Here is a 668-nt window from a genome sequence, read left to right on the forward strand (position 1 = left end):
CCGCGCCAATGATAGTGTGAGGTCTCCTCATGTGAAAGTAGGTCATCGCCAGGGTTTTATTTAAGTGATAATTAAAAACAAAATATCACTGTAAAGCCTGATTGAAAATAGGCAAAAGCGTACATGCTGGCGTAGCTCAGTTGGTAGAGCAACTGACTTGTAATCAGTAGGTCCCGGGTTCGATTCCTGGTGCCAGCACCATTCTTATTAGGTTGGCCGTTAACAAAATGTTGACATTCTATTCATCTTAAAAGACAATAGCGTTCTTTTTGGAGGGGTTCCCGAGCGGTCAAAGGGATCAGACTGTAAATCTGACGGCTCTGCCTTCGAAGGTTCGAATCCTTCCCCCTCCACCAGTTAAAAAGAAGGATAAAGCGGGTGTAGTTCAATGGTAGAACTTCAGCCTTCCAAGCTGATAGCGTGGGTTCGATTCCCATCACCCGCTCCAAATTAGAAATAGAAATATTTGCTTGCTTTATGAAGCTGCAAGCTGATATAAGCCCACATAGCTCAGGCGGTAGAGCACTTCCTTGGTAAGGAAGAGGTCGTTGGTTCGAGTCCAGTTGTGGGCACCATAATGTCAATTTAGCAATGGGGGAGACTTTCCAATGGCGAAGGAAAAATTTGAGCGTAAGAAGCCACACGTAAACGTTGGCACGATTGGTCAC

The 668-nt window shown here is 45.2% G+C and carries 4 tRNA genes; all 4 read left to right on the top strand.

Going from position 1 to position 668, the window contains the following annotated elements:
- Positions 1-125: 125 nt before the first annotated feature.
- A tRNA-Thr gene (locus A8O27_RS18210) sits at positions 126-201 on the top strand.
- A gap of 70 nt (positions 202-271) precedes the next feature.
- Positions 272-356 (top strand) — tRNA-Tyr (locus A8O27_RS18215).
- Positions 357-374: 18 nt separating this feature from the next.
- A tRNA-Gly gene (locus A8O27_RS18220) sits at positions 375-448 on the top strand.
- A gap of 51 nt (positions 449-499) precedes the next feature.
- Positions 500-575 (top strand) — tRNA-Thr (locus A8O27_RS18225).
- Positions 576-668 lie beyond the last annotated feature (93 nt).

It is taken from the genome of Legionella bozemanae, assembly GCF_001648595.1.
GTDB lineage: Bacteria > Pseudomonadota > Gammaproteobacteria > Legionellales > Legionellaceae > Legionella > Legionella bozemanae.